Source organism: Streptomyces sp. CNT372 (assembly GCF_000377145.1).
The window spans coordinates 496002-520949 of record NZ_KB897777.1; the positions used below are offsets into that span (position 1 = coordinate 496002).

At 73.2% G+C, this 24948-nt stretch carries 23 protein-coding genes and 3 tRNA genes; 7 read left to right on the forward strand and 19 right to left on the reverse strand.

The window, feature by feature from the left end; genetic code table 11:
* The first annotated feature begins 250 nt into the window (after positions 1–250).
* Positions 251–1000: a bifunctional DNA primase/polymerase gene (locus C593_RS0104780; RefSeq protein ID WP_026277355.1), complete on the forward strand. Its 750-nt coding sequence runs from the start codon at positions 251–253 to the stop codon at positions 998–1000.
* Between the two features lie 747 nt (positions 1001–1747).
* Here C593_RS0104780 and C593_RS0104785 read toward each other — a convergent pair.
* From C593_RS0104785 to C593_RS0104795, 3 genes are all read right to left on the reverse strand, one after another.
* Entirely contained in the window at positions 1748–2740 is a 993-nt protein-coding gene (locus tag C593_RS0104785) for a DUF5926 family protein (protein ID WP_018846174.1), read from the reverse strand.
* A gap of 166 nt (positions 2741–2906) precedes the next feature.
* Positions 2907–3506 (reverse strand): ATP-binding protein, encoded by a 600-nt coding sequence (locus tag C593_RS0104790; RefSeq protein WP_078521177.1) that lies wholly within the window; start codon positions 3504–3506, stop codon positions 2907–2909.
* A gap of 53 nt (positions 3507–3559) precedes the next feature.
* Positions 3560–4372 carry a glycerophosphodiester phosphodiesterase gene (locus C593_RS0104795; RefSeq protein ID WP_018846176.1) on the reverse strand — a complete coding sequence of 271 codons (813 nt, stop codon included), beginning with the start codon at positions 4370–4372 and terminating at the stop codon, positions 3560–3562.
* A gap of 271 nt (positions 4373–4643) precedes the next feature.
* On the opposite strand from C593_RS0104795, the gene C593_RS0104800 reads away from it, so the two are divergent.
* Both C593_RS0104800 and C593_RS0104805 read left to right on the forward strand, forming a co-directional pair.
* Positions 4644–6239, forward strand: a complete 1596-nt coding sequence (locus C593_RS0104800) for a trypsin-like peptidase domain-containing protein (RefSeq protein WP_018846177.1) — start codon at positions 4644–4646, stop codon at positions 6237–6239.
* Positions 6240–6305: 66 nt separating this feature from the next.
* A tRNA-Ser gene (locus C593_RS0104805) sits at positions 6306–6390 on the forward strand.
* 283 nt (positions 6391–6673) lie between these two features.
* Here C593_RS0104805 and C593_RS0104810 read toward each other — a convergent pair.
* Both C593_RS0104810 and C593_RS0104815 read right to left on the reverse strand, forming a co-directional pair.
* Positions 6674–8005: a hypothetical protein gene (locus tag C593_RS0104810; RefSeq protein ID WP_020610226.1), complete on the reverse strand. Its 1332-nt coding sequence runs from the start codon at positions 8003–8005 to the stop codon at positions 6674–6676.
* A 322-nt stretch (positions 8006–8327) separates the two neighbouring features.
* Complete coding sequence (locus tag C593_RS0104815) at positions 8328–9230, reverse strand: bifunctional DNA primase/polymerase (RefSeq protein ID WP_018846179.1); 903 nt, start codon at positions 9228–9230, stop codon at positions 8328–8330.
* 795 nt (positions 9231–10025) lie between these two features.
* Here C593_RS0104815 and C593_RS0104820 point away from each other — a divergent pair.
* Both C593_RS0104820 and C593_RS0104825 read left to right on the forward strand, forming a co-directional pair.
* Positions 10026–10580, forward strand: a complete 555-nt coding sequence (locus C593_RS0104820) for a SigE family RNA polymerase sigma factor (protein ID WP_026277356.1) — start codon at positions 10026–10028, stop codon at positions 10578–10580.
* A 209-nt stretch (positions 10581–10789) separates the two neighbouring features.
* A complete protein-coding gene (locus C593_RS0104825; RefSeq protein WP_018846181.1) occupies positions 10790–12436 on the forward strand; it encodes a long-chain fatty acid--CoA ligase in 1647 nt (548 codons plus the stop codon).
* A 162-nt stretch (positions 12437–12598) separates the two neighbouring features.
* Here the strand turns inward: C593_RS0104825 and C593_RS0104830 are convergent, their stop codons facing one another.
* Positions 12599–16924 (reverse strand): PAS domain-containing protein, encoded by a 4326-nt coding sequence (locus C593_RS0104830; protein ID WP_018846182.1) that lies wholly within the window; start codon positions 16922–16924, stop codon positions 12599–12601.
* Between the two features lie 185 nt (positions 16925–17109).
* Positions 17110–17619, reverse strand: a complete 510-nt coding sequence (locus C593_RS0104835; protein ID WP_018846183.1) for an SSI family serine proteinase inhibitor — start codon at positions 17617–17619, stop codon at positions 17110–17112.
* 200 nt (positions 17620–17819) lie between these two features.
* On the opposite strand from C593_RS0104835, the gene C593_RS0104840 reads away from it, so the two are divergent.
* A tRNA-Ser gene (locus C593_RS0104840) sits at positions 17820–17910 on the forward strand.
* A 210-nt stretch (positions 17911–18120) separates the two neighbouring features.
* A tRNA-Arg gene (locus tag C593_RS0104845) sits at positions 18121–18193 on the forward strand.
* An 81-nt stretch (positions 18194–18274) separates the two neighbouring features.
* Here the strand turns inward: C593_RS0104845 and C593_RS0104850 are convergent.
* From C593_RS0104850 to C593_RS0104905, 12 genes are all read right to left on the reverse strand, one after another.
* The gene (locus tag C593_RS0104850; protein ID WP_018846184.1) at positions 18275–19516 is read right to left on the reverse strand and encodes a site-specific integrase; all 1242 of its coding nucleotides are present in this window, start codon (positions 19514–19516) and stop codon (positions 18275–18277) included.
* Positions 19504–19710 (reverse strand): excisionase family DNA-binding protein, encoded by a 207-nt coding sequence (locus C593_RS0104855; protein ID WP_018846185.1) that lies wholly within the window; start codon positions 19708–19710, stop codon positions 19504–19506. The genes C593_RS0104850 and C593_RS0104855 overlap by 13 nt, the downstream gene beginning before the upstream one ends.
* Positions 19707–21098 carry a replication initiator protein RepSA gene (gene repSA / locus C593_RS0104860; protein ID WP_018846186.1) on the reverse strand — a complete coding sequence of 464 codons (1392 nt, stop codon included), beginning with the start codon at positions 21096–21098 and terminating at the stop codon, positions 19707–19709. The genes C593_RS0104855 and repSA overlap by 4 nt, the downstream gene beginning before the upstream one ends.
* Entirely contained in the window at positions 21095–21274 is a 180-nt protein-coding gene (locus tag C593_RS0104865) for a hypothetical protein (protein WP_018846187.1), read from the reverse strand. Before C593_RS0104865 ends, repSA begins: the two co-directional genes overlap by 4 nt.
* On the reverse strand, positions 21271–21450 hold the full coding sequence (locus C593_RS0104870) for a hypothetical protein (protein WP_018846188.1): 180 nt from the start codon (positions 21448–21450) through the stop codon (positions 21271–21273). The genes C593_RS0104865 and C593_RS0104870 overlap by 4 nt, the downstream gene beginning before the upstream one ends.
* A gap of 92 nt (positions 21451–21542) precedes the next feature.
* Positions 21543–21782 (reverse strand): hypothetical protein, encoded by a 240-nt coding sequence (locus C593_RS0104875; RefSeq protein WP_018846189.1) that lies wholly within the window; start codon positions 21780–21782, stop codon positions 21543–21545.
* Between the two features lies 1 nt (position 21783).
* The gene (locus C593_RS0104880; protein ID WP_018846190.1) at positions 21784–22074 is read right to left on the reverse strand and encodes a hypothetical protein; all 291 of its coding nucleotides are present in this window, start codon (positions 22072–22074) and stop codon (positions 21784–21786) included.
* A gap of 15 nt (positions 22075–22089) precedes the next feature.
* Positions 22090–22272, reverse strand: a complete 183-nt coding sequence (locus C593_RS0104885; protein WP_018846191.1) for a mobile element transfer protein — start codon at positions 22270–22272, stop codon at positions 22090–22092.
* Between the two features lie 14 nt (positions 22273–22286).
* Positions 22287–22937, reverse strand: a complete 651-nt coding sequence (locus C593_RS0104890) for a DUF2637 domain-containing protein (protein ID WP_026277357.1) — start codon at positions 22935–22937, stop codon at positions 22287–22289.
* A gap of 71 nt (positions 22938–23008) precedes the next feature.
* Positions 23009–23185 carry a hypothetical protein gene (locus C593_RS33250; protein WP_018846193.1) on the reverse strand — a complete coding sequence of 59 codons (177 nt, stop codon included), beginning with the start codon at positions 23183–23185 and terminating at the stop codon, positions 23009–23011.
* Between the two features lie 20 nt (positions 23186–23205).
* The gene (locus C593_RS0104900) at positions 23206–24540 is read right to left on the reverse strand and encodes an FtsK/SpoIIIE domain-containing protein (protein ID WP_026277358.1); all 1335 of its coding nucleotides are present in this window, start codon (positions 24538–24540) and stop codon (positions 23206–23208) included.
* A 2-nt stretch (positions 24541–24542) separates the two neighbouring features.
* Positions 24543–24872, reverse strand: a complete 330-nt coding sequence (locus C593_RS0104905; protein ID WP_018846195.1) for an SCO3933 family regulatory protein — start codon at positions 24870–24872, stop codon at positions 24543–24545.
* Positions 24873–24948 lie beyond the last annotated feature (76 nt).

Here is a 24948-nt window from a genome sequence, read left to right on the forward strand (position 1 = left end):
CGGGGAGAGTTCCGCGGAAACGGTGCGCGCACCGCAAGCGCCACGCGCACGCCACCCCTCGCCACGCGTTTAATGGACCACAGCCGATGTTCGGCCCCCGGGCGGAGATCCAGCCGCCTGCACGACGGGGGCGCCCATGCCAGTGGCGAGGCGATGACGCGCCGACCAGTACGCATGTGTACGAGAAGTTCAGTTTCACGCACGCGTTGTGATGTGGACCCCGGCGTTCAACGGAAAGGAACGAGCGCTCATGCGCGAGATCCTCGGAAGGCGACGCAGGCTTCGTAACCGGCGGAAGAAGGGGCCTGACCAGCTCCGCGCGGCGCTCACCAGCGCCGTCGAGTGGGGATGGCCCGTGCTGCCCGGTGTGGGACGGAGCACGGCGGCGGTGGACGGGCCGTTCGGCCCCGGCTCTCGGGCCGCCACCGGAACAAGCGGTGGCGGTGACTGCGCCTGCCCCGACCCCGAGTGCGTGGTCCCCGGCGCACACCCCTTCGATCCGGGGCTGCTGGCGGCCACCACCGACGAGCGGATGATCCGCTGGTGGTGGTCGAACCGCCCGACGGCCCCCGTCGTCCTGGCCACGGGCGGGCGCGCCCCGTGTGCCGTGAGCCTGCCCGCGGTGGCCGCGGCGCGGGCGCTCGCCGTGCTCGACGAACGCGACCTGCGGGTGGGGCCGGTCGTCGCGACCCCCACCCGGTGGTCGCTGCTGGTCGCGCCCTACGGTCTGGAGCAGCTCGGCGAACTCCTCTTCGCGCAGGACTGCGTGCCCAGTTCGCTGCGGTTCCACGGCGAGGGCGGCTACCTGGTGCTGCCCCCCTCGCAGACCGGTTCGGGGCAGGTGCGGTGGGAGCGGGCGCCGCTGCCCGGGTCCGCGGCGCCGTGGCTGCCCGATGTGGAGGCGGTCGTCGACGCGCTCGTCGAGGCGAGCGCGAACTGCGCACCCGAGCCCGGGCTCTCCCCGCCGGACTCCGGCGGCGGCAGCCGGCTCGCGTACTGACACCCTCGGGCGCCCACGCGGACGTCCGCCGAACTCGCGGACGCGCTCCGGGGTCTGGTGGGACCCCTCGGGCCCATGCGGATCTTCGTCCCGCGCCGTCCTGTGCTGCCCGCCGCCCGCCGCCCGCCGCACGCGCCCTCGCGTGCTCAGCCGAGGGTGGCCCGCCGCCCGCGCCCTCGCTTGCTGAGCCGGGGGCCGGGCCGGCGGATGATACCGGAGGCCGGGCCGCGGTCCCACCGTGCGCGATCGGGCGATGTGGGCCGGAAGTCGCCTCTTCGGAAAGCGCCCGGGAACGAACCGGTGGGCGCTCTCCGGCGCCCGTCGCGCCGCGGCACGAGTCAATACGGGCAATGTCCGGTGCGCGGAATTGACGGCGGCCGTGGACGGGAGACCTATCGCGTGCGGGCCCGTACCCGCCGGCGAACTGCGGATCCCCGGCCCGTGCCCGCCGGACGCCTCGGAAAGGTGCCGCGGGCATTCACTGGGCCCCTTGCGGCGGCGGGCCGGTGGACAGGGGCTCGGGGCCAACTCCGGTACGTCCCGGGCGGGTTGATGTGCACATGGCACTCGGGAAATGGAAGCGCCCGGTCGCTGGCGACGGGGGATGCACCAGCGACCGGGCTTCTAGAACGGTAACAAGAGATCTGCGTTCCGCAAATTCGATCTCCCGTATTCGGACAGGAATTTACCTACCGGTAGAGCGAGTTGTGACTGGGGTCACCCACACTCCGGGGGCATTCGTCACTCTCAGCTCAGGGTGACCTGGCGGTTGGTGAGACCGCCCCGGGCCCGGCGCTCCTCCGGGGAGAGCGGGCTGTCGTCGGCCAGCGCGGCCGCCAGACGCTCGGCGAACTCGGCGGCCGGCTTCTCGCACTCCTCCGCGCCCATGCTGGTCGGCAGGTCCCAGACCGGGACCATCAGACCGTGCGCGCGGAAGGAGCCGACGAGCCGGGTGCCCTCGCCCAGCGAGGAGGTTCCCGCCGCGTGCAGCCGGGCGAGCGCGTCGAGCAACTGCTCCTCGGCGTGCGGCATGACCCAGCGCAGGTGGTTCTTCTCCGGCGTCTCGCACCAGTAGGCGGCGTCCGCGCCGGTCAGCTTCACCGTCGGGATCGCGGCCGCGTTCGCGCGCTCCAGGGAGGCCGCGACATCGGGGCCGGCCTGCTCGGCGGAGCCGGGCACCCAGAACTCGAAGCCGGAGTGGACGGTGGGCGCGAACGGGGCGTCCGGGTCGAGCAGGTCCTGAAGACGCTCGGAGCCGTCCGTCTGCCCGCCCGCGGGGACCGGGGTGCCGGGCTCGGCGGCCAGCGCCTTGCGCAGCGTCGCCGCGAGGTCCCGGCTGAGGTCGCCGGAGGGGGTGTCGTTCTGCAGACCGAGGAGGACGGAGCCGTCCTCGCGGCGCAGCGCGGGCCACGCCATGGGCAGGACGGTGGCCAGGGTCACCGACGGCACCCCCTCGGGGAGACCGTCCCGCAGGGTCAGCTCGACGGTCGCCGCGGGCACCAGCTCGCGCAGCGCCACCCAGTCGCATTCGCCGGCCAGCCCCTCGAAGGGGCGCTGGACCAGCTCGGTCACGGCGTGCGCGGCGGCCCGGCCGTGGCACGCCTTGTAGCGGCGGCCCGAACCGCAGGGGCAGGGCTCGCGGGCGCCCACGACCGGCACGGGCTCGTTCGCGCCTGCGGCACGGGCGCCGGCCTTGGTCTGAGGCTTCGTCGCCTTCGTCTGGGGGCGCTTCTTGGCCATGGTGTGGCTATCTCCCGAGTGCGGCGGTGCTGTGTCGGCCGCGAGCCTAGCCGTATGCCGCCGCTGCCGGGGCGGCGCAGCCCCGGGACCCGCTCCACGGGTGACACCGGGCGAGCCCTGGGCGCGCCTGGGCGGTGCCACCCGGGCCCGCGCGGTCCCCGCCGTCTCAGTCCAGGTCGTCGAAGGCGTCGGAGAAGTCGAAGGACGGCCCCGCGACCCGGGCCGCGAAGTCCTCGCGCCGGTGCCCGGAGGTGACGGTCACCCAGACCGTCACCTCGCCGGAGACCCCGTCCCGCACACCCCATTCCTGGGCGAGCGCCGAGATGATGTTCAGCCCGCGCCCACCGCGTGCCGTCACCGACGGGGTGGACGGGACCGGGCGGGTGGGCCCGCCGCCGTCCGTCACCTCCACCGTGAGCCGGCCCGCCGGGTCGACGCGCCAGGCGGCCCGGACGTCGCCGTCACCCACCTCCGCCCGGCCGAGCGGCCTGCCGTGCCGGCACGCATTGCTCAGCAGCTCGGACAGGATCAGTACCGCGTCGTCGACGACCGTGTCCGGCACACCGTTGAGCCTCAGCTCCGCACGCATCCGGTGCCGTGCCTCACCCACGCCCGCAGGGCCATGGGGAACGGCCATGCTCGACGACGCGGGCACCTCCTGTGCCACCACCAACGCCACCCCCGAGACCTCCTTCGCCCCACGCCACGGTGTGAATGCCCTCCTGGACTGGACCGGAAACCGGCCAGGCACACGACAGTGACGCACTCGACACGACCGCGTACGCGGCGAACGCGCCGGAGCACTCCCCGGGGCGGAGGTCACTCGCGTCCCAGCTGGGACAGGACCCGCCGCGGCCGGTTGGTGATGATCGCCTCCACGCCGAGGCGCGCGCACAGCTCCACGTCCTCCGGCTCGTTCACCGTCCACACGTGAACCCGGTGGCCCGCCCGGTGCAGCCGCTCCACGAAAGCGGGGTGGGACCGGACGATCCGGATGCCCGGGCCGGCGATCGTCGCGCCCGCGGGCAGCCGCCCGTCCCGCACCCGCGGGGTCATGAACTGCATCAGATACACGGTGGGAACGAGCGGGGCCGCGGCGGCCACCCGGTGCAGGGAGCGTGCCGAGAAGCTCATGATCCGCACCCGGGACTCGGCGGGCGTCGCGGGCGAGGCCAGCCCGAAGCGGTCCAGCAGCGTCAGCAGCCGCTCCTCCACCTGGCCCGCCCACCGGGTGGGGTGCTTGGTCTCGATCGCGAGCTCGATACGGCGGCCGGAGTCGGCGACGAGTTCCAGCAGGCGTTCCAGGGTGAGCACCGAGGTGAGGGAGGGGTCCTTCCAGTCCGGGCTCTCGGCCGCGTCCTTCCAGGAGCCGAAGTCGAGCGCGGCGAGGTCCGCGAGCTCCAGGGCGGAGACCGCGCCCCGGCCGTTGGAGGTGCGGTCGACCCGCCGGTCGTGGACGCAGACGAGGTGTCCGTCCGCCGTCAGGCGCACATCGCATTCGAGGGCGTCGGCGCCGTCCTCGATGGCTTTGCGGTAGGCGGCCAGGGTGTGCTCGGGGGCGTCCTCGGAAGCCCCCCGGTGGGCGACGACCTGGATCGCGGTCCGGCTGGGGCGGGGTGCTGGGGTGGTCACCGCGTCATGGTGTCACCGGTACGGGGAAGAAGAGCCGGGAGGGCGCCGGAGCGATCCGTTCCGCGCTCCCTTACGGCTCGCTGCGGATGCGGTCGTTTTGTCCGAAGTAAAGGATTGCGTGAATACACACAGGTCCTGCTTACAGTGGCCTGACGTGCTGTGGGAAAGGCTTGCCCGCAGCAACGTGCACAGCGGATGCCGTCCCGCGCACCGGACCCGCCGCGGCGCGGTCCGGGCCGAAGACCGACGTGGAACCTGAGGAGACAGAGCTGTGAGCACCGAGAACGAGGGCAACGCGGTCCCGGACGCCCCGTCCGTACCTCCTCGGCCGGGCACCGCTCCCGAGGGACCTGCCGCCGCCGCCCCGGCGGCCGGGGGGCCGTCCGGCCACGAGCCGGCGGCCCCGGCCGGTCCTCCCGCGCCGACCGGTCCCGCGCCGGGTGGCGCCGCGCAGGCCGGTCCCGCCCCGGGCGGTCCTGCCCCGGGCGGGCAGCCGGATTCCGGCGCGGCGTGGCCGCCGCCTCCGCCCGCGCTCCCCTCCTACGGGGGCGGTGCCCAGGGGGCGGCCGGGGCCCACGGGTCCCACGTCCCTCACGGTTCCCACGGCGACGGCTCCGAGGGCGGCGGCGCCTACGGCGGCGGAGGCGGCTCGTACGGGGGCGGCTCGTACGGGGGCGGCGGTCCCGTGTGGGGCGCGCCCGCCCCGGCCCCCGCCCCCCGGCCCAAGCGGTCCGGAGGGCTGGTCGCCGCCGTGCTCGTCGCCGCCCTGGTCGCGGGCGGCGTAGGCGGCGGTATCGGCTACTGGGCCGCCGAGCGCGGGGACGACGGCGTCGACTCGACGACGGTCTCCGCGGTCTCCCCGCAGGACGTCAAGCGCGAGGCGGGCACGGTGGCCGCGGTCGCGAACAAGGCGCTGCCGAGCGTCGTCACCATCGAGGCCAAGTCCGGCGGCGGCGGACTGGACGGCTCCGGTGGCGAGGGCGAGGGCGGCGGCACGGGCACCGGCTTCGTCTACGACAAGCAGGGCCACATCCTCACCAACAACCATGTCGTGGAGTCCGCGGCCGAGGGCGGCACGCTCTCCGTGGTCTTCTCCGACGGCAAGTCCTACGAGGCCGAGGTCGTGGGCCGCGCCCAGGGCTACGACGTCGCCGTCCTCAAGCTGAAGAACGCGCCCGACGGCCTCGCCCCGCTTCCCCTCGGCGACTCCGACAAGGTCGTGGTGGGCGACTCCACCATCGCCATCGGCGCCCCGTTCGGTCTGTCCAACACGGTCACCACCGGCATCGTCAGCGCCAAGAACCGCCCGGTGGCCTCCGGTGACGGCGCGGGCGGCAAGAACTCCTACATGAGCGCGCTCCAGACCGACGCGTCCATCAACCCCGGCAACTCGGGCGGTCCGCTGCTCGATTCGCGCGGCGCGGTCATCGGCATCAACTCGGCGATCCAGTCGGCGGGAAGCGGCGGCCTCGGCCAGTCCCAGGCGGGCTCCATCGGCCTCGGCTTCGCCATCCCGATCAACCAGGCGAAGACCGTGGCCCAGCAGTTGATCAAGACGGGCGTCCCCGTCTACCCCGTCATCGGCGCCACGGTCGACATGGCCGGCCAGAGCGAGGGCGCCCGCATCGCCCGCGACGGCGCGGGCGGGACCGACGCGGTCACCCCGGGTGGCCCGGCGGCGAAGGCCGGCCTGCGCTCCGGCGACGTGATCACCGCCTTCGACGACAAGCCGATCGACAGCGGCCCGACCCTGATCAGCGAGATCTGGACCCACGAGCCCGGCGACCGGGTCACCCTCACCTACGAACGCGACGGCAAGGAGCGCACCGCCGAAGTGACCCTCGGCGAACGCAAGGGCGACAGCTGACGCTGCACGAGGGCACGCCGCTGCGGGTAGTCTGTAGCCCGCTCCGGCACGGACGCCCGGGGCGAGGGTGGGTTGCCCGAGCGGCCTAAGGGAACGGTCTTGAAAACCGTCGTGGCGCGAGTCACCGTGGGTTCAAATCCCACACCCACCGCCGCGGAGCACGGCCCCTGACCAGCTGAATCGGTCAGGGGCCGTGCTCATGCCGCGCCCCGCCGGTACGGTCGCCCTCACTCCACCGGGGACGGACGGGGGCACAGGGCTGGGGACATCGGGGGATGCAGCTCGGGGCGGGGCTTCGGGGGGCCCGTGGGTGCTGCGGTCCTGTGCTTGGCAGTTGCTCACCGGTTGGGGTCGGCGGGCGGACCACCACGGAGACCGCAGCGGCCCCCGACCTGGGGCAGGTCGGGGGCCGTTGGGCAGTGTGGGGCCGGGCGTCAGGCGGAGGTGCGGCGGCGGGCCGCGACGACCGTGACGGCGCCGAGGGCCAGGGCCGCGGCGGCCGCCGCGGCGAGCTGGGTGGTGCCCGAGGAGCCGGTGGCGGCGAGGGTGCCGGAGCCGCCCTGGGCCGTGGTGTTGGTGCCCGTGGTGGTGGCCGGGACCGTGGTGAGGGGCTTCGGGGTGGCGGTGCCGGCGCCGTCGGCCAGCAGGTCGAACTCGTAGTCGGTGAGGTCGTTCCCGCCGCAGGAGTCGTCGTCGTTGAAGTAGTCGGCCGCGACGAAGGCCGCGCCCTCGGCGGCGGGGGTGCCCTTGTCGACCTTCAGGCGGATCTTGACCTCGCCCGAGTCACCGGGCTTGAGCGCCGTGAACCCGCCCGCGAAGGTGCCGTCCTTGACGACGGCCCACGTCGGGGACTCCTTCGAGGACCACTGCAGCGTGAGCGCGTCGTCCAGGACCTCGTGGCTCTTCTTGTCCGTGGCGTGCACGAAGACGAAGGGCTTGACCTTGTCGAGGGTCCGGTCCGTGCCGTTGGTGACCTCGACCGTGAAGTCGACCGTGGCGCCGGCCTTGATCTCGGTGGGCAGGCCCTTCGCCACCGAGACCAGCTCGGGTTCGGCGATGCACGAGGGGGCCTCGGGGTCCTCCGGGTCCTCGCCGTCGTCGGCCTTCGCGTCGGCGAGCGCCTTCTCGGCGGCGTCCAGGGCCTTCTTGGCCTCGTCCAGGGCGGTCTGGGCGCGGTGGAGTGTCTTGAACGCGGCGACCATCGCGTCGTCGTACGCGTCGCCGGCCTTCTCCGACTCCTCGTTGGCGGCGGTGAGCGCCAGCTCGGCGGCGGCGAGGGCCTGTTCGGCGTCGGTGACCTTCTTCTCCGCCGCGGCCTTCTCAAGGTCGGTGGCGGTGTCCGGGAGGGCGGCGAGCTCGTCCTTGGCCTCGGTGAGCGCCTTCTCGGCGGCATCCCGGGCGGTCTCGGCCGCGGCCGCCTTCTCCCTGGCGGCTTTGGCGGCCGTCTTGAGCGGGGCGTCGGCCGCGTCCAGGGCGTCGATCGCGGCGATGGCCGCCGCCTTCTGGTCCTTCGCGGCCTCGTGCGCCTTGCGCGCCTCCTCGACCGCCTTCTCCAGCTCCGCGACGCTCGGCTTGTCCGCCTTCTTCGCACCCTCGGCCTTGCCGCCGTCCGTCTCGCCGGTGCCGGTGTTCTGCGTGGCGGCCTCGGCCTGAGCCGCCGAGCGCTCGGCGACGGGCGGTTCGGCGGCCGGGGTGTCGGCGAAGGCGGGGGTGACGGTGAGCGCGACGGGAGCGGTCACGGCGGCCACGACGGCCGTTGCCAGCATGCGGCGGATGTTCAAGAGAGCCCTCTCCACGGGTCCGGCTCCAAGTGATCCGGAGCACAGGTCAACAGTTTCGGACGGACTCGGGAGCTGGTCCGGCCCCCGGGAAGGCGGCCGCCGCGGCAGGTCCTCACGCGCGGCCGTCCACTGATCGTATGACCGGGTGTCAGATGGGCGGAAGGTGATTACCGGGGCGTATGGGCGCCTTGGAGCGGGTGGTGGTGAACAAAGCGGACGAGGGAGCGCAGTTGCCTCTGATGTGGCGCTTTTTCTGTGATCCATGTCTCGCCGGCGGGGGTTCGGTGTCGCCCCGCGCAGGTGAGCGTCATGGACGGGGGCGTCCGGTCAGCCGGGCCGCCGAGGCGATCGTCGCCCGTGCCTCCCGCTCGGGGAGTCCGGCCCGCACGGCCGCGTCGGTGAGCGCGTCGGAGAGGGCGTCCCCGAAGCCGTGCTCGTAGGCGCGGCAAGCGGCCCAGAACAGGCGGGTGTTGCGCTGCCCTGCGCGGGCCGCGAGGACGAACTGCACCAGTCCCTGGCCCTGGGCGGCGGCCGGAGGGGTGGAGTCCGCGGGCCGGGGCCCGTGGGCGGGCGGAGGGGGCCGTCGGCGCGGCGGTGGCGCGATCAGGCGGAGGAGGGCGTCGGGGCACGGCGCGGGCGGCAGGTCCGCGCTGCCGGGCGCCAGGCGGTAGGCGCCGTGGGCGGTCACGGACCCGGGGCCGACGAGGTAGCCGCCGGCCCCGCGGATGTCGATGCCGGGGGCGAGCCTGCTCGCGGAGTTGGGGACCGTCACTCCCGGCGGGCCGGTCAGCCAGAGGTGCCGTCCGCCGCTCGGGGTCAGCACGGTGACGGTGTCGGGGATGGTGAACAGGTGCCGCAGGGCGAGGAGGCGCAGTTCGGTGATCGCGTCGGTCTGCTGGGAGGTGGTGTCCAGGTCGACGCCGATGAGCCGGTGCGGCGGCCGGCCACAGGCGATTCCGTAGCCGGTGGCCCAGGGCGCGGCGGCGAAGAGGGCGCGTACGCCGGCCGGGTCTGCGGTGGCGTCGTGCACGCCGTGGCCGTAGCGGCCGCACTCGCCCCGGCAGGAGGAGGGTTCCGGGTCGTCGCGGTGGGGCGAGCGGAGGGCGGGGAGCTTGGCCGGGGTGAGGGGGATGACGGGGAGCCCGCGCTCGGCGGCGGTGAGGGCGTGGGCGAGGGCCAGGGTGGCGGACTGCCGGTCGGAGATGGCCATGGGGTCATTTTCGTACATACGTTCGAGGAAGGGAAGGGGGGCGGGATGGCCGTGGTGGTGACTCGTGTGGAAACAGACGCGAGAGCGGGTGCGAAAAGAGGTGCGAAAAGTATGCGCAGGGGGTTTATCGATAAGTCATCACGCTTGCGCGTGAATCGGCTCTCGCGGGGGATTCGCCGGGTTCGGGGCGGGCAGCTCTGATCGTGCGACGTCGGTGAAGTGATCCGGAGCGGTCGGCCAACCGCCCGGAAAGTGAGGGCACTTGTTCCGTTTGGATCGAGAAGTGAGAAGGAGAGGCGAAGGCATGGACAGCAGTCGTGGTGACCGGAGTCGTACGGCGCGAGGCCCGCGTCCCCGGAACAGGTCGCCGTCCATCGCTGCCCGGGGAGTCGTCGGGGCGGACGGCCCGAGGGGGCGGAGGGGATGCGTGGGGAGCGCGGCGCACCGGGAGGGGAAGCGGACCGAGGGGAGCTGAAGGGAAGAGGGGGGACCGGGGGAAGGGGAGTGGTCGCCGGTCCGGCGGTGTTGGGGCACCGCCGGACAGGCGCAGTGCCGGGCGGGGCGTCCGGAGGGGGTGGGAGGCCGGCCGGAGAAGGGGTGCGGGAAGAGAGGATGCGGGGAGAGGGGGTGCGGGAGTTCCGGAGGCCGCGCGTTCGCGGCTTGCCGGTGGAGGCCCCTGAGAGGACCCTCCACCTTCAGGAGGTGCGGCCCTGTTCGGCCCTACAACCTGAGGGGGACACGGCTTCGGTCCCTGGGGCCGATCCGCGAGGGCGGGGGCGCTTCTAGCGTTGAGGCATGACCACGCCAGTCTGTACGAGTGCCTCCCAGGTCGCCGCACCGGTGCCGTCGTACACGCGCTACACCTCCTTCTCGTCGTATGTACGGGCGCGGGGGCCCGTACTGCTGCGCACCGCGCGCTCGCTCACCGCGAACCCGTGCGATGCCGAGGATCTGCTGCAGACCGCCCTCACCAAGACGTATGTCGCCTGGGAGCGGATCGAGGACCACCGGGCCCTGGACGGGTACGTCCGCCGCGCCCTGGTGAACACCCGCACGTCGCAGTGGCGCAAGCGCAAGGTGGACGAGTTCGTCTGCGACGAGATCCCGGAGCCGGAGGCGCAGCCGACGGCCGACCCGGCCGAGCGGCAGGTGCTGCACGACGCGATGTGGCGTGCGGTCATGAAGCTGCCCGACCGGCAGCGGGCGATGGTCGTGCTGCGGTACTACGAGGACCTGAGCGAGGCCCAGACGGCCGAGGTCCTGGGGGTGTCCGTCGGTACGGTCAAAAGCGCGGTGTCCCGGGCGCTCGGCAAGCTCCGCGAGGACCCGGAACTGACACCCGTGCGCTGACCCGCACGTTCACCCGGCCGCCGGGGCGGGCGCGCCCTCGACGGCCGGATGGTTCCGCGGGTGGTGCGCGGTGCTGAGCGCTGCTGCGCGGTATTGCGCGGTGATGTGCGTCGATTCATTACCCCCGGGTAGTGACATACCGAACGGTATGTGCGCAGAATCTTCCCACCTTGTCGCAACGTAGCGCCAGCGCCCACCGGGAGGACGCCGTGCTCAGCACCATGCAGGACGTACCGCTGACTGTGACCCGCATCCTTCACCACGGGATGACGATCCACGGGAAGTCGCAGATCACCACCTGGACCGGCGAGCCCGAGCCGCAGCGCCGCAGCTTCGCCGAGGTGGGCCGGCGGGCCACCCAGCTGGCCAACGCCCTGCGCGACGAGCTCGGCATCGACGCCGACCAGAGGGTCGCCACCCTCATGTGGAACAACGCCGAGCATGTCGAGGCGTACTTCGCGATCCCGTCCATGGGCGCCGTCCTCCACACCCTCAACCTGCGCCTGCCCGCGGAGCAGTTGGTCTGGATCGTCAACCACGCCGCCGACCGCGCCGTGATCGTCAACGGCTCCCTGCTCCCCCTGCTCGGCCCGCTCCTGCCCCATCTGCCCACGATCGAGCACATCGTGGTCGCCGGCCCCGGCGACCGCTCCCTGCTCGCGGACACCGAGGCCCAGGTCCACGACTACGAGGAGCTGATCGCGGGCCGCCCCACCACGTACGACTGGCCCGAGCTGGACGAGCGCTCCGCGGCCGCGATGTGCTACACCTCCGGCACCACCGGCGACCCCAAGGGCGTCGTCTACTCGCACCGTTCGATCTATCTGCACTCGATGCAGGTCAACATGGCCGAGTCGATGGGCCTCACCGAGGCGGACACCTCGCTGGTCGTCGTCCCGCAGTTCCACGTCAACGCCTGGGGCCTGCCGCACGCCACCTTCATGACGGGCATCAACATGCTGATGCCGGACCGCTTCCTCCAGCCGGCTCCGCTCGCCGACATGATCGAGCGGGAGCGGCCCACGCACGCCGCGGCCGTCCCCACCATCTGGCAGGGGCTGCTCGCCGAGGTGACCGCCAACCCGCGCGACCTGACCTCGATGAAGCAGGTCACCATCGGCGGCGCGGCCTGTCCCCCGTCGCTCATGGAGGCGTACGACAAGCTCGGTGTGCGCCTCTGCCACGCCTGGGGCATGACCGAGACCTCCCCGCTCGGCACCATGGCCCATCCGCCCGCCGGCCTCTCCGCCGAGGACGAGTGGCCGTACCGGCTCACCCAGGGCCGCTTCCCCACCGGCGTCGAGGCCCGGCTGATCGGCCCCGCCGGCGAGATCCTCCCCTGGGACGGCGAGTCCGCGGGCGAACTGGAAGTCCGCGGTGCCTGGATCGCCGGCGCCTACTACGGCGGCGCGGGCGGCGAGGACTTCCGCCCGGAGGACAAGTTCAGCGCGGACGGCTGGCTCAAGACCGGTGACGTCGGCGTCATCAGCCCCGACGGCTATCTGACTCTCACGGACCGGGCGAAGGACGTCATCAAGTCCGGCGGCGAGTGGATCTCCAGCGTCGAACTGGAGAACGCGCTGATGGCGCACCCCGAGGTCGCCGAGGCGGCGGTCGTCGCCGTCCCTGACGAGAAGTGGGGCGAGCGCCCGCTGGCCACGGTCGTCCTGAAGGAGGGGGCGACGGCGGACTACGAGACGCTGCGCGAGTTCCTGGCCGGGAAGATCGCCAAGTGGCAGCTGCCGGAGCGCTGGTCGCTCGTCCAGGCGGTGCCGAAGACGAGCGTCGGCAAGTTCGACAAGAAGGTCATCCGCCGCCAGTACGCGGACGGCGAGCTGGACGTCACCCGGCTCTGACGGGTGGCGTCGCCCGGCTTCGACGGGTGGCGGAAGCGCGGGGCCGGCGGTGTCCGTACCGCCGGCCCCGCGTCGTGTGCGCTCGTCCCGGACCCGGACCCGGACCCGGCACTCGGACCCGGCACTCGGGCCGGGTCCCCGTCCTCGTCCGCGCCCGGTCCGTCAGGTGGTGCCGATCTTCGCCAGCAGGTCGACGATGCGGGCCTGGACCTCGTTGCTCGTGGAGCGTTCCGCGAGGAAGAGGACCGTCTCCCCCGAGGCGAGGCGCGGCAGTTCGGAGCGGTCGAGACCGGCGGAGGTGTAGACGACCAGCGGCGTCCGGTTCAACTGCCCGTTCGCCCGCAGCCAGTCGATGATCCCGGCCCGCCGGCGGCGCACCTGCATCAGGTCCATGACCACCAGGTTGGGCCGCATCTGCCCGGCCAGGGTGACCGCGTCCGCGTCGGCCGCCGCCCGCGCGACCTGCATCCCGCGCCGCTCCAGGGTCTCCGTCAGCGCGAGCGCGATCTCCTCGTGCTCCTCGATCAGCAGTACCCGCGACGGGTGCTGCTCGCTGTCGCGCGGCGCAAGCGCCTTGAGCAGCACGGCCGGGTCCGCGCCGTACGCGGCCTCCCGCGTCGCCTGCCCGAGCCCCGCCGTGACCAGCACCGGGACCTCGGCCGCCACGGCGGCCTGCCGCAGCGACTGGAGCGCGGTCCGGGTGATCGGACCTGTCAGCGGGTCCACGAACAGGGCGGCCGGGAAGGCCGCGATCTGCGCGTCGACCTCCTCGCGGGAGTGCACCACGACGGGACGGTAGCCGCGGTCGCTCAGCGCCTGCTGCGTCGAGACGTCGGGCGCGGGCCACACGAGCAGCCGCCGCGGGTTGTCGAGCGGCTCGGGCGGGAGTTCGTCGTCCACGGGCTGCGGCTGCGGACGGTTGGCCACCTCCACTGCGCCACCGGGGCCGTCCAGCGGCTCGGGCCCCTCCGCGCCCTCGTCGGGCGCTCCTATCGCGTAGGCCCGCCCCTCGGAGCGGTCGGCGGGCAGCAGGGAGCCGCCCGCCGTGCCGCTGACCTGACCGGGCACCGCAGTCTGACCGGTACCGGTACCGGTACCGGTACCGGTACCGGTGGCCGGTGTCCGGTCCGGGGCGGGGGCGTGGCCGGGAACCTGTCCGGGGACGGGGGTCTGCCCGGTGGCGGGACCCTGCGGTGCCGCGGGCGCGGGGGAAGGCGCGGCCTGCGGCTGCGGCCGGGGAGCGGCCGCGCCCGGGGGCAGTTCGCTGTCGGGCCGGGTGGACAGCTTCCGCCGGCGGCCCGAGCCGAGGGACTGGTTCTGCTGCTGGGTGAGGTGCTGCGCGAACGGCACGCCCTGCCCGAGCGTGCGCACGCGGAACGCCCTCCCCTGCGTCGAGTCCGCCGCGACGGGCTCCTCGGCGGGGAGCGGCTGGGCGACGCGCGCGGGCTGCTGCGGCGGCAGGGGCAGGGACACCGATCCGGTGTCCGGCCCGTTCGCCGCAGCGGCCTCGTCCTGACCGGGCTGCCCGGTGGACGTGTCCTGACCCTGGGCCTGCCCCGTGGCGGGTGCCACCGCACCTTGCCCACCGGCCGGAACGGCATCCGGAAGCGTGCCCGGACCCGCACCCGGAACGCCGCTCGGGCCCTCGGGGCCGGTCCCCGGCGCGCCCTCCGCCAGGCCCTGGCCGTGCCCGCCGTGCGTACCGTCGACCGCGCCGCCGCCGCCGTGCGGGGCGGGAGCGGCGGCCACCGGCCCCGCCGCGCCTGCGTACCCGCCGTCCGGGACCCCGGTACCCGCCTGGTCCGCCACGGGGACGACGCCCGCGACTCCCGCCACCCCGTCCGACACGACCCCGTCGGACACGACCCCGCCCGAGACGACCCCGTCCGCCGGAGTCCGGCCGGCCTCGGCCGTGCGGTCCGGCGGCAGGGACACGGCCCGGCGCCGACCCGTCGGCGCCGGAACACCCTGCTCCACGGTCCCGGCCTCGGTCCCGGCCGCCGCCTGCGGGCCCCTGTCGGCTTCGGCCGGCGGCAGGGCGAACGGCGTCCGCGCGGCGGCCTCCGCCTCCGCGGGCGGCGCGGCGGCCAGCGCGCGCCGCGCCCGGCGCCCGGTCGGCTGCTGGGCCTGCCCGGCCTGCGCCGCGGCCGGCTCATCCGGTCCGCCGGGCGCGGGCGCCGCGGCGAGTTCCGGCAGCCCGGGGCGCGCGGGTTCGACCGCGCGGCGCGCCCGTCGGCCCGTGGGGGCCGGGGCCAGTCCGCGCGCGTCCACCGGGACGCCCTGCGGCGGCACGGTCTCGCCGAACGCGGCCCGCCCGTTCGCGCCCTCGGCGGCCGTCACGACCGAGCCCTCCGCGGGCTGTTCGACGGCGGCGGCCTCGGCGGGACTGGGCCGCCCGCGCCGCCGCCCCGTACCGCCGTCACCCTGACCGGGCACAGCAACGGCACCAGCACCGGGAACCGGGCCGGCACCAGCAGCGGGCACAGCACCAGCACCGGGAACCGGCCCGGCACCGGGAACCGGGCCGGCACCGGGAAGCGGACCGGAAACCGCGCCGCCCGGCGCCTCCTGGGCCGGGATCCCGTCCTTCGCCGCCGCCGCCCGCCGCCGCCCGGTCGGCACCGCGGCCACCGGGTCCTCGGCCGCGACCGGGCTCTCCAGGAACGCGTCCGTAGAAGCGCGCCGCGCCCGCCGGCGCCCGCCACCGGACGTCCCACCGGCACCCGGCACCGGCCCCGGGCCCGCCGGTGTGGCCGACTGCTGCGCGGGCAGGGCCGGAACGCCCGCCTCCGGAGCGGGGACGACCGTGCCCGCGCCCTCGCCGAGCGGCACCTCCAGCACATACGCGCTGCCGCCCGCGCCCGGCACCTCGTGCGTCTGCAGCACCCCGCCGTGCGCCCGGACGATCCCGCGAACGATCGGCTCGTGCACCGGGTCGCCGCCCGTGAACGGCCCGCGCACCTCGATCCGGACCACGTCCCCGCGCTGCGCCGCCGCGACCACGATCGTGGAGTCCACGTAGCCGCCGCCGGGCACCACCCGGGCCTTGCCCGTGGAGTCGACCCCGGCCACGTCCGCGACGAGGTGGGCCAGCGCGGTCGCCAGCCGGACGCCGTCGACCTCGGCCTCGATCGGCGGGGCGTGTACCGCGAACTGCACCCGGCCCGGGCCGATCAGCTCGATCGCGCCCTCGACACCGGCCGCCACCACCCCGTCGAGCAGGACCTTGGCCTTCGCGAGGTGCTCGGCACCCGCGTCGAGGCGCTGGTAGCCGAGGACGTTGTCGACGAGGGTCGTCATCCGCGCGTACCCGGCGGCCAAGTGGTGCAGGATCTGGTTGGCCTCGGGCCAGAGCTGGCCGGCCGGGTCGGCGGCGAGGGTGCTCAGCTCGGCGCGGAGCTCCTCCAGCGGGCCGCGCAGGGACCCGCCGAGGACGGCGGCGAGCTGCGCGTGGCGGGCGGCGAGTTCGGCGTACCGCTCCGCTCCGGCCTCCAGCTCGGCGGTGTAGCGGTCGGACCGGTCGGCCAGTTCGGCCTCGTGCTTCTCGGCCGCGGCGGTGAGTTCGCCGGTCAGCCGCTCGGTGGTCCGGGCGAGCTCGCCCTCCAGCCGCTCGGTCGTCTCCGCGAGCTCCTTCTCCAGGCGCTCGGTGGTCGCGGCCAGCTCCGCGCTGTGCTTGTCCGCCAGCTCCTGGAAGGGGCGGCGGTCGGTGAAGGTCATCACCGCGCCGACGAGCTGGTCCCCGTCGCGGACGGGTGCGGTGGTCAGGTCGACGGCGACCCTGTCCCCGCTCTTCGACCACAGCACCTGGCCGCGCACCCGGTGCTTGCGGCCGGACTTGAGGGTGTCGGCCAGCGGCGACTCCTCGTACGGGAACGGCTCGCCGTCCGCACGCGAGTGCAGGATCAGGGGGTGCAGCTCCCGGCCGCCGAGGTCGCTGGCGCGGAAGCCGAGGATCTGCGCGGCGGCCGGGTTGACCAGCACCACCCGGCCGTCGGTGTCGGTGCCGACGACGCCCTCCGCCGCGGCCCGGAGGATCATCTCGGTCTGGCGCTGCGAACGCGCCAGCTCGGCCTCGGTGTCCACGGTGCCGGTCAGGTCCCGCACGACGAGCATCAGCAGCTCGTCGCCGGTGTAGCCGCCGGCCGAGTCGTAGGCCTCGCGGCCGTCCAGGCTCGCGCTCGTCACCTCGACGGGGAACTCGCTGCCGTCCGTGCGGCGCGCGATCATCCGGGTCGGCTTGGTCCGGCCACGGGCGTCGGCCGTGTCCGGCCGGCGCATCGAGCCGGGGATCAGCCGGGAGTCGAAGCCGGGGACCAGGTCCAGCAGACCCCGGCCGACGAGGGCGGTGCCGGGCGTCTCGAAGAGCTCCAGGGCGATCGTGTTGGCGTTGACGACGGTGCCGTTGGCGTTGACGAGGACGAGCCCGTCGGGGAGCGCGTCGAGTATCGCGGCGAGGCGAGCAGCGCCTCGGGATGGCCTGCTGCTCACGACGACGGTTCCTCCCTGACCTACTGCGTATTACGGACAGCCGGACCCATCTTGCCCCTCGGGCCACCACCTGTCACTGAGGGAGTCTAAGCGCAGGGGGCGCGGCCGGACGGTGGATGAGGGGGAGCTCTCACCAAGGTTGTGTGCCGAAGGTGTTCCGCCGGTACCGCTCAGCCGGTGCCGGGCTACCTGGTGCTGGGCAGCACGGGCTCCAGGGCGCGCCAGCGGTCGATCTCGCAGCCGTTCGACCGGTCGAACGCGGCGTCGACCGGCCGGCCCTGCCAGGTGCCGGTGACGCGGGCGGTCGCGGACCCGCCGAACTGCTGGGTGCACATCTGGCCCTCGGGGACGGGCGCGAACGGGTCCCGGCCCTCCTCGGCGAGCCGGTCCAGCCGGTCGCAGGCGGACCGGGCGGCGGGGTGCGTGCCGCCGGCCGGGTCGCACTCCAGCTCGTACCTGCCGTCCGTCCGGGTGTTCCCGGTCTGCGAGACGACCACGGTGAGCCGGTCGGGTGCCTCCTCGGCCGGGGCGCCGGGCCCGCCGGCCGCCTCGGGGACCGGCCCGGTGAGGTCCGGCAGGCCGAGGGAGGGCAGCGGCGGCAGGGGCAGGGGGTCCGAGACCGCCCCGGCGGTGGGCACGGCCGCGCCCAGGGCGGCGGCGGAGACGACGGCGGTGAGGACGAGGCGGCGCAGCATCAGGAGCTCCTGGGAGATCAGGGGGACCGGCGGGGGCCCGGGGGCCCCGGCATCTCTAACGCTGCGCACGCCCCGGCGTTGCGCAACCGCAACGCCTTTGCCCTCCGGCCCGGCGGCCTAGTACCGTGGACGGGCGATTGGTGGCAGGCCACGCGGCTGTGTCATCATCTGCACGCACCACCCGCTCGCGCGAGTGTGCTGGAGGCGTCGCCTAGTCCGGTCTATGGCGCCGCACTGCTAATGCGGTTTGGGCCTTAAAGCCCATCGAGGGTTCAAATCCCTCCGCCTCCGCCCCACCTGCTGAAGCCCCGGCCCCACGGCCGGGGCTTCGGTCGTTCCCGGGCTCACCGCCCAGCCGGCCGGCGTGCTGCCACACGAGTGGGCTGTTCGGGTGTTTGTGCAGGTCAGGCGGGGTGCACCTAATGGATTTCGCCTGACGGCGCAGGTCATGTAATGTTGTTCCCGCAACGCCGACCGGGCAGAAAAGCCCGAGAAGCACAAGCACTCGTAGCTTAACGGATAGAGCATCTGACTACGGATCAGAAGGTTGCAGGTTCGAATCCTGCCGAGTGCACACAGATCAGAGGCCCCGGAGAGATCCGGGGCCTCTGGCGTTCAGGGGCGTACAGCAGCGAAGTACAGCAAGCGGCTTCGACTAGTCGGTGCCGCTGCCTCCCATCACGTCGGACAGCTTGCCGATCGCGGCCCGCACCTCTTCCTCGCTTGCCTCCGCGTAGACCTCCATCGTCATGGCGATCTGCGAGTGCCTCAGGATGCGCTGCGCCACCTTCGGGTGGACCTTGAGAGCCACCAGGAGCGAGCTGCACGTGTGCCGGGTGTTCCGGAGCGGGATCTCCCGCAGTCCGGCGCGACGAGCGCGCAGAGCGAACATGCGGGTCAGGTTGCCCGGTTCGATCGGCGTGCCGTACTTCGTGGTGAAGACCAGATCGTGACTGTTCTGCCAGAGCTCCCCGGCAGCCTTCCGGTCCCCGATCTGCTGAGCACGACGCATCCGCAGCGCCTTGAGGCAGAGTGCCGGCAGAGGAAGAAAGTCGTCGGAGTCCTCCGTCTTGGTCTCCCGGTGCAGTATCTGACGCCCGGCGCGCTGGATCTGGTGGTCCACATACAGCTCGCCTCGCTCGAAGTCCACGGACTTCCACGTCAGCCCCAAGACCTCTCCCCGGCGGAGGCCGAGGCAGAGCACCAGGACCCACGCTGCGAAGAGGTGGTCATCGCGCGCGGCGGCATCGGTGAGGAACTGGCTCGCCTCTGCGACGGACCAGGGCTTGATCCGGCGGCGCCGCGGCTTGGGCACCTTCACCAGCGAGGCCACGTTTTTGCTGATCAGTTCCTCGGCGACCGCGTGAGTCAGGGCGGCCCGCAGGGCATCACGGGCGGCTTGGATCACGCGACGGGACGGGTACGACTCGCAGCACTCCCCGATCGCGCAGCACCGCCGGCGGGACGGTTCCCGCTTCGCGTCTTTGCCCTGGGCGCAGCACTGGCAGACCGTGGACAGCTTGGTCAGCCACTCCCGAACATCCCGGACCGTGAGCCGGTCGAGGCGCTTTGATCCGAGGTGCGGAGCGATGTACAGCCGGACGGAGCCCTCGTACGAGACGTACGACAGGGGAGCCAGGTTCGGCTTCACAACCGAGTCCAGCCAGTACGAGAGGAACGCGCCCACCGTGGGATGCCGGGTGGCCACCGGCCCGCGCTTGGCCTCCGCGTGGAGGTTGAGCCACTTCTCGTGGACCTCTTCACGCGTCTTGCCGTAGGCGTACTTCCGAGCCCGTTTGCCGTCCGGCTTGGTGACCCAGACGTAGGCCGCGTAGCCGTTCTTGTACGGGTAGATCGATCCTTCACCGTTGCCGCGCTTGCCGCTCATGCCGACCACCCGGTGACGTCGGCGGTGACGCGCTGGATGTACTCGTCCACCCACTCCGGCAGGATGCGGCGGTTGCGGCCGATCTTGACGGAGCGGATCTCTCCGGTGAGCACCAGCATCTTGGTCTTGGACAGGCTGAAGCCGAGCATCTCGGCGACCTCTGCCGTGGTGTACCACTTACGTGTGATCACAGCCGTCGTCATGTAGCGGTTCCTTCCAGGTCGAGCAGGGCGGGTAGTTCCTCGCGGGCGGTGTCGCGGTTGTGCTGGATGTCCCGGCGGATGTTGGCGGCGAGCCAGGATTCGCCGGGGGTGTGGCCGTGGCCTGCGTAGGTCCAGTGGGCGAGGGTGAGGGTGGTTGCTTCCTCGTCGTCGGGGTCGGGCAGGCCGAGGGCGGCGCGTTGCTGGGCGGCGCGGTAGTCGGCGCGCGTCTGGCGGAGTTCGCCGAGGGTGGTGGAGTAGCGGCGGGACTTGGTGGAGAAGTGGCCGCGGAAGCCGAGCATGTGGGCCCAGTCGCGGAGCTTGCGGTCCGGGTAGAGCGGGTGGAGGTCGAGGCAGGCGGCGATGAGCCGGGCCGGGTGCTCGGGGACGTCGAGGAGGACCAGGGCTTCCTTGTTGCCGATGCGGCGGTCCACGGTGCCGGTGGTCTCGGCTGCTTTGGTGGCGTACTTGGCGACGTAGGAGGCGACTGCCTGCTCGGTGATGTCCTCGCCGTCGCCGAAGGCGCGGATCGGGCGTACGTCGAGCTGTGTGCCCCATCGCAGGGTGCGGGCCGGTTGGTCCCCGGACGGGGGTACGTCGACTTCCACGCGGGCGGCAGCGGCCTGGATGGCGTCGGTGAGCAGGTCGAGGGTGGCCCACGCCGGTGGCGGGTCGTCGGGGCCGGCCGGGCCGTCGAAGCGGATCACGGCGTGGAAGTGCACGGCCCCGCGCTTCTGGTATTCGGCGACCTTCCCGAACGACACCCGTGACTGCTCGCGTGCGGCCTTCTGGGTGAGTCCGGCCCGCTTGGCGATCTCCCGGCGTAGGTAGATCGTGAAGTAGCGCCACAGCTCGGAGGCGTGGTTGTTCCACAGCACCGCGCCGGCGTAGTCGTAGGTGTCGGGGTCGAGCGGTGTGCCCAGCTCGGGGGCGTCTTCGGCGTGGTGGGTGCCGCAGCGGCAGGGCCGGTTGCCGGGCCGGTTGTGGACCGGGCCGAACGAGGGCGCGGTGAGCGTGGCGAACACGCGCGGGTGGTCTCGGATGGTCTCGGGGGTGCCCTTGGCGGGGTCGCCGACGAGGCCGGCGCGGATCAGGTGGTAGGTGTCGCCCGCGTAGGTCCAGGCGCAGGCCTGGCAGCGGGAGGCGCGGCGGTTGCCGCAGGCGACGCGCAGGACTCCGCCGGGCTCGGTGTCGGTGGAGTAGGAGTGCAGCACCTGTCCCGTGGTGGCGTCGCGGGTGACGGTCGAGCCGGTCAGGCGGATGGGGTCGGTGCAGCCGCCGGTACGGCGGATCTGTTCCTGGATGCGGTCGAAGCCGGGAGACCCGGCCAGCCTCAGCAAGTCGGCGAGGGTGGCCGGGTCCAGGCCCGCCGCGGCGGTGGCGGTGGTCACGCGTCGTCCTCCGTGGCGGGGTGACGGTCCATCCAGTCCTCGGCACAGACCTTGTGGACGGGCTTGCCGCGGTCGGAACGGAGCGGGGTGGGCTTGTCACAAAGGACGCACGGCTTGTCGCCCGTGTGGTCGAAGTGCTCGGGCGAACGCCAGTCGAGGAGTCCCACGGCGGTCACCGCCCCGTCCGGACGACGGCAGCGGGGGCGGTGGTGCCGGTGCCCTTGCAGGCCGGGCAGGTGACGCGGAGGGTGGTGCGGGTCCCGTCGCGGTGGCGGGTGCCGGTGGTGATCGCGGCGGTGGCGAAGCCGTCGCAGTCGCGGCAGACGCGCGTGATCTGGGCGTGCTGGGGCATGATGAGGCTTCCCTTTCGGGTCCGTTGGATCTGGATGGGTGGAGCCGTCCGGGGCGGCGGATACTTGGCGGTAGAGGCCGCCCCGGAGGGCGTTAGCGTCGGCGGTTGCGGCGACGCGGGGGGTTGACCGGCGGGAGGGCGTCGTAGGCGGCGCGGCCCTGCTCGAAGGAGGCGCGGTCGTCGCCGTTCATGCCGGTCTGGCCGATCTGCCGGTTGATGCGCTTCACGGTCTTGCGGTCGCCGTGGCGCTGGGCGATGGCGTATTCGCGGCCGAGTTCGGCCATCTGCGGGTTAGCCGGGGTGTCGTTGCTCTTGCGGTTGAAGAAGCCCATGTCACTTGCCCTTCCGTGTCTTGGAGGTGCGGTTGATGGCGTAGCTGAGTCCGCCGGTGGCCGACAGGACCGCGACGGCGGCGCCGGCGACGACCTGGACGACGAAGGCGATCACCAGCAGCACCGCGACCGACCCCGTGACGACGACCAGCGTCAGGACGATGGGACCCGTGTAGGAGCGGGGTGCTTCCTGCACGATCACGACGCGGCGCAGGTCGGTGCCGGGCGGGATCTGCCGGTAGAGGTCGGCGGGGATGTGACCGGCGCGGATCTGGTCTTCGGGGAGCTGCATGGTGGTGTCCTCCTCTCAGGTGCAGCGGTGGGTTCGGGCGGCGAGTTCGGCGGCAGAGCGGTCGCGGTGCTCGGTGGAGAAGCCGCAGTTCGGGGCGGTGCAGGCGGCGGTGTGTCGGGTCTGGCCGCGGCCGTTGTTGAAGGTGCCGACCTGCACGGGGCCGATGCGGATGACGTCGTAGAAGCGGTTCGGGCGCATCTGGTCACCTCCTTTCAGGCGATTTGGGCGACGATCGCGCCGGCGAGGTCTTCCGGGATGCCGAGGCGGGCGCGCAGGGTGGCGGTGTCGATGTCGGTCCCGGTGCGGGCGCGGTGTTCGGTGGCGACCTTGCGTGCGTGGTCGACCAGCGCCGGGGGCACCGCGGGTGCGGTGGCTTTCGGCAGGGCCGGGGCGGGCTCAGGTACGGAGATCTCCGGGGCCGGTTCGGGTGCCGCGGGGCGGTCGATGACCGGCGCGGGATCGGCGGCAGCCGCGGGCACGGGTGCCGGTGTCGGTGTGGGTTCGGTGGGTTGGTGGACGAGGAGGGTTCCGCCGAGGAAGGCCAGCGCGGGCCAGCCCGCGACGAGGATGCGCAGCCAAGCGGGCACGTTGGCCAGGTCGAGGAGTCCGGCGGTCGCGACGTTCGCGCCGAGGGAGGCGACCAGGGCGATGACGAACCACGTCCAGGCCGAGCGGTCCCGGCGAGCGCTGCGGAGTCGACGCCAGGCCGCCACCAACAGCAGGTCGACGGAGACCGGGTAGGCCCACGCCTTCCAGCCGGACTGTCCAGCCGCTTCGGCGAGGTCGTGCAGGTGGGCGAAGGACAGGGCACCGGCGATCACGGCCTGGATAAGCACGGCATCGATGCGGATCGAGCGGAACACGTCCTCACCTCCGTTCACGGGGTCGAGCCGGGGCGGGGCGGGGGTCATGTGCCGCCCCGACCCCGGCGGGTTCACTCGGTGGTGGGTGCATCACCGGAGCCGAAGCAGGTCAGGCACATGGCCGCCTGCCGGTGCTCGGTGGCACGGCCCTTGCGGGGGCCGACCCGGACGGTTTCGGCGATCTCGCCCTTGCCGTCGCAGTCCGGGCACTTCGGGATACGGGGCTTGCTGGCCTTACGCGGAGCCATGAGCGATCCCCCTTTCCGGATCAGGTCTGCGGGCTCACCAGCGGCGGCACGGTGGGCATCGGCGGCACCGTCCGGGCGTGCGGGCGGAACGGGGCCAGGAACGGCAGATCTGGGGTGAGGTGGGCGAACTCCTTGCAGATGGCCGCCGCTTCCGCCGGGGTGGTCTCCGGGGTGCGGATGCGGGACCAGCCACCGGAGGTGTCACCGGCCACCGCGATGCCGGGACGGTCCACCCGGATCGAGGTCGCCGCCGTCACCGCGTCCGGGGCGATGTCGCCCAGGCCCATATCCGCCGTCTGCTTGTCGTTGACGCGGTGCACCACACGGCCGGTGAGCTGAGCCCGCAGCGCGGTCGCACCGCGGCCGAGGTCGGAGCCGAAACGCTGCCCGCACACCTCCAGGTAGATCCCGACCGCGCGGGCCATCTGCCCCAGCCGCACCAGTTGCATGACGGTCCGGTCCCGCGCCGCCTCATCCTTCTTCGAGGTCACGAAGAACAGCTCCGCCACCTCATCGATCAGGACGACCAACGGCACCGGCCGCAGCTCCTCGGGCAGGTCCCAGATGTCGGAGACTCCGTGCAGGGCGAGGAGATCGAACCGGTCGCTCATCTCCAGCACCAGCGCGTCTATCAGGCGACCGGCCATGTCCGCATCGGTGGCCAGCGCCGACAACCGGGGCAGGTACCGGCTGTGCTCGACACCGCGCTTGCAGTCGATCCCGACCAGGCCGACCGGGAGCTTCGCTAGGCCCTTGACCAGGTTGCGCTGGTACATGGACTTCCCCGACGAGTTCGCCCCCAGGGTCAGCGCCATCGGCACCTTGCGGTAGTCCCGCTCGAAGACCGTGCCGTCCTCCCGCAGCGCCACCGGAATTACCAGGTCACGAGGCTGAGCCTTACGCGGCAGACGGACCCGGCGCAGCACGTCGTAGCCCGTCATCCGCAGCTCGACATAACCCGGCTTGGTCTCCGACACGGTCACCGACTGGACACCGAAAGCGTGGCGCAGCCGCTCGCAGGACGCGGCCACGTCCGCGGGCTCCAGACCGGCCGGCAGGCGCAGTGTGACGCGCAGCCCGGTCGAGGTGGGGCGGATGCGGCGGACCTTCGGCGGCACGGGCCGCACCTCACGGCGGGCCAGGTTGCGCGTCATGAAGGCACGCAGGCCGGTCGGCTGCACCGTCAGGCCGCACACGTCCATCGTGGAGCGGTAGGACCAGGCGAACCGGCCCCACGTCAGCGGCAGACCCACCGTCGACCAGTACACGCGCGGAGCCCGAGCCTTGGCGTAGCCGACACCGCCGGCCCCCGCTAACGCCCCCGTGGCCTCCAGCCACAACGTCCAGTCGCTCATGGTCAGGCCGCCGGGGTGATCGCGACCGCGCGGAAGGAGATCCCGTGCCGCTTCTGGCCGTTGAACTCGTTCTCCCAGTCACGGGCCTTGAGTCCGATGACCTTGACCGGCATGCCCGGCTGGAGACCCTCCGGGTAGCCCGTCTCCGGGATGGTCACCTGGTAGAGGTTCCCCTCCCCCTCGTCCGAGACCAGCAGGCCCACGGTCGACAGCGCAGCGCCGGTCTCCCGGTCCAGCGCCCGCTCACCGGTCTTGGCGTTCGCCAGCTTCGGCACCGGCGCGGTCGCCACGAACACCACGGCGGACGAAGTGTCAATCTTGAAGGACGGCATTATGGAGCCTCCCCTTGAGGGATCAGCCCCGGGCTGCGTTGTGATCTTGGCGGATGCACGTAGCCCGGGGCGCCTT